This window comes from Algoriphagus sp., assembly GCF_024642405.1.
In the GTDB taxonomy this organism is placed as follows: Bacteria; Bacteroidota; Bacteroidia; order Cytophagales; family Cyclobacteriaceae; genus Algoriphagus.
In genome coordinates this window covers 1-3,237 of sequence record NZ_JAHEBC010000407.1, presented here as the reverse complement: position 1 = coordinate 3,237, position 3,237 = coordinate 1, and the positions used below count along the sequence as shown (strand labels likewise).

The 3,237-nt window shown below is 38.2% G+C and carries 3 protein-coding genes; 1 reads left to right on the top strand and 2 read right to left on the bottom strand.

The window, feature by feature from the left end:
- Together Q0L68_RS18515 and Q0L68_RS18510 are read right to left on the bottom strand one after the other, a co-directional pair.
- A partial coding sequence (locus tag Q0L68_RS18515) for a 2-hydroxyacyl-CoA dehydratase family protein (protein WP_296705738.1) occupies nucleotides 1-620 on the bottom strand: 620 nt, incomplete at its 3' end.
- Nucleotides 621-819: 199 nt separating this feature from the next.
- Nucleotides 820-1,176 carry an SCP2 sterol-binding domain-containing protein gene (locus tag Q0L68_RS18510; RefSeq protein WP_296705737.1) on the bottom strand — a complete coding sequence of 119 codons (357 nt, stop codon included), beginning with the start codon at nucleotides 1,174-1,176 and terminating at the stop codon, nucleotides 820-822.
- 1,141 nt (nucleotides 1,177-2,317) lie between these two features.
- Between Q0L68_RS18510 and Q0L68_RS18505 the strand changes: the two genes are divergently transcribed.
- Nucleotides 2,318-3,094: a hypothetical protein gene (locus Q0L68_RS18505; RefSeq protein ID WP_296705736.1), complete on the top strand. Its 777-nt coding sequence runs from the start codon at nucleotides 2,318-2,320 to the stop codon at nucleotides 3,092-3,094.
- The last annotated feature ends 143 nt before the right edge of the window (nucleotides 3,095-3,237 follow it).

Here is a 3,237-nt window from a genome sequence, read left to right as displayed (position 1 = left end):
TTATCAGCTAGCAGAGAAGCATGATTCCACCAAACAAACTCCCTACTGCTGATAATTGGATCCGCTTCTTTCCGCATCATACTGATGGAATTCAATAAACTTTTTACTCGGTTATTTTTTTCGATTTCTTTTCGTAAATTTTCTTCTGTGATCTTATTTCCAGTTAATTCCTCCAGCTTTTCTTTCAATGAAAGAAGCCACGAAAGGTAAAAATCGAAGGCATCTTCCCCTTTATGGTGGGGGACACCAATACGATAGATTGGTATATCTGTGAAGCAATCAAAGCTGTCTGAGAGAGCCTTTGTATGGCAGTCAGTGATGGGCGTAACGAGCAAATCGGGTAAGCGATAAAGGGCATCTTCACCAAGAGACCAATAGCCGATCTGACTTCTCCAGAAAGTATCTAAAAAACGTGGCAAGTATTGAAGCGCTTCCATTACTGGTTCTGGATCACCACCACGAAACAGGCAAACTGGAATAGCACCAGCGGCACGAACCAGTTCCTGCGGCATAAAACCTCCCGGAGTATATCCAACAATCTTCTTTCCTTCAGCCTTTAATCGCGCTAAATTTGAAACCCTAGTTTTCAGATGCGTCGTAAGCTCTTCTTTACTTTTCATAAAACATCTCCTTTCTTATGTAAAACACTTAGTCTTATCAAAGACAATCAAATCAGTTACGAAACCACATATTCGAAGCTAAGGTTGCTCGCAAGCTATGCCTTGTCCTCAAATAGGCAGTTATCAAATTACTATTCTCCGTATAAAAATTCTACCTATCGGAAAAGTGAGAATATCTGCATTCCACTTTCTCCAGTTTCTATTTTTCAACCGCTTCAATAACCGCTGGCATAATCATCATTATTGGTTCCACTGACTTGTGAACCAACATTCTTCCATCATTCACGGCTGCCATAGGATCTATTACAGCATTGAAAACGCCAAGGATAACATCGCTATCTGCCTCAATAATGCAGGTTGCTGCTTCCTCATCAACTTTCTCAACCAAACTTTCAACAGTCCCATCCATGGACATCTGTAAAAACCAACCGGTATTGAGGTCTGGGGTTTTAAATAGGATTGACCCACCCCAGTAATCTGCTACATCCGGGCCAATCCTATTTAATAGATTTACCATTCTATCTAGCCTTTTTTGTAAAGTTGGTTTGTCTGCCATATAAATTTCTCCTTTCAAGTCTGACTATTATTCCTAATGATTTATTGTCACTGTAACGTATCAAATTTGGGAGTGCCTTATGAGCAAGAGTGGATTCTCTAGTGCCATATTATCCACCTAATAAAACTTCCAGTGCTGTTCCATTCAACATATCTGGTTTCAACTTATCTTTACCTCCTGATATACTTTCTCATTTGGTATAAACCACAAATCTTCAGGTGGTGTTTGCAAGTGCTCCTATCATTTCTTGTAATTAAATGGAAAAAGCTTACACCTATAATGAATTTATACAACCTACACATACTGTAGAGTCAAGCTACAAATGCAGATGAATCAATGTCTGTTAATTGATAGTGATGATGGATCTTATAGTAGCTAGTCCACTCTAAATGCATTCTGCTAAGAGCATTGGAAATCCAAAATCAAATACTGTACCTCTTCGAATTATTTATTATGCTTTATGGAGATAAAGTTATATGGTTCTTCAACTCATTGGAACTGCCAAACCTAAATTCGACCAGGTGGGATTGATTAGGATAGACTGGCCAACCTCTAAGGAGTCTTTAGTAAGTTGTTAGTAACCTTTTACGTATACTATTTTCAATACCATGGTGATTGGGTTATTTCAATGTACATGGAAATGCTATTATTTAATTGAAACTGAGAATAAACTTGAAAATGGTACTTGACTCTACAGTAAATGTAGATGCTATATTATTTGTGTAAACAGTAAGTGTATATAGTAAGTGTATATAGTAAGTGTATATAGTAAGTGTATATAGTAAGTGAATATCAATAACTCCCAATGGTGTTGTCCAGCACTGAAAGATCCCACAATCAATCTAATTAACAAGTGCTCGTAAATTAAAACAGTGATCTGGAAGCGTTCGGATGATCAACTAATCAAGTTATGAAATATAGTTGAAAATTGGAAAAGTTCGACAAAAGTAGTACTTACTCTTTTTGGAAGGAAGGAGATACTAACACTGCCTACAAAACATGCATTCAAAACAAAAATGCAAAATATTGGTATAAGCCCTAATCGTCTTAATTTATATAAAGAAATAGAAGAACCAATAAATTGAAAAGAAAAAAACAACTTAATCACTAATTCGAAGCACAAAAGGAGATAGAGACAGAGATGGAACTAAAAGATAAGAAGCTTATAGAAATGGCAGAGAAGATAGAAAGAATTAGAGAGGAAAACCACGTCGAAATCACACCGGACTTCTATATTAATGTTATTGCACCAACTTTTGCCCGAGATGCATTACGTGGTGCCGTAAAGGGCATACTTAAACTCGATGAAGAAGCTAAAGCATCAGTATTCAAAGAGATTGGTGCAGCCTTCAGTGAGAAATTCGCGGAGACCTCTGAAAAAACATGGGAGAGTGATTCGCCTGAGGTGACGAAGATTGCACTACGTGGTTTATTTCAAGGAATGCTTAACCTCGATGAGAAAAACAAGAGATTAGCCTTCAGAGGGCTGGCCGAGGGATGTTTCCATCATCATTTGAGTCTTGTAAGTCCCTGGGAAGAAGCTGGTATATCATTTGAACAGGGCAGTCATACTTTTGATAGCGCTTGTGTTGTGCTGGAAAAGATGTTGAAGCTAAGAACGATTGAGAGGCATGGAGACACCATTTTTTGGACAGGAGAGGTGAAAAAGAGATATGGCAAATGCTCATGTTGCATTCACTGGTCTGGCATTTGGCCTGAGCCCGTAGAAGAATTTTGCTTATGTGCAGTTGAGTGTATGCAATTGCAGTTTGAATATCTCACCGGTGAGCCTGTGGACGCTGATCTGGTCGAAAGTCTCAATCATGGAGATTCTGATAATTGCTGCTTTAGAGTATATACAAAGAAGGCTGCTCTTGAGAGTATAAGCAAGGAAAAGAAGAAAGTAGCAGCTAAGTAAAAGCAGCTGCAAAGGCTAGAGTCAAAACAGCCTTTGTATCGAACTAATCATCGAATTGAATAAGATATAACGTATCATTGGATTTGTCCGATGATACGTTTTTGTCGTACGGAATATATTGATTAACTGCTGGGTAGGGTGGC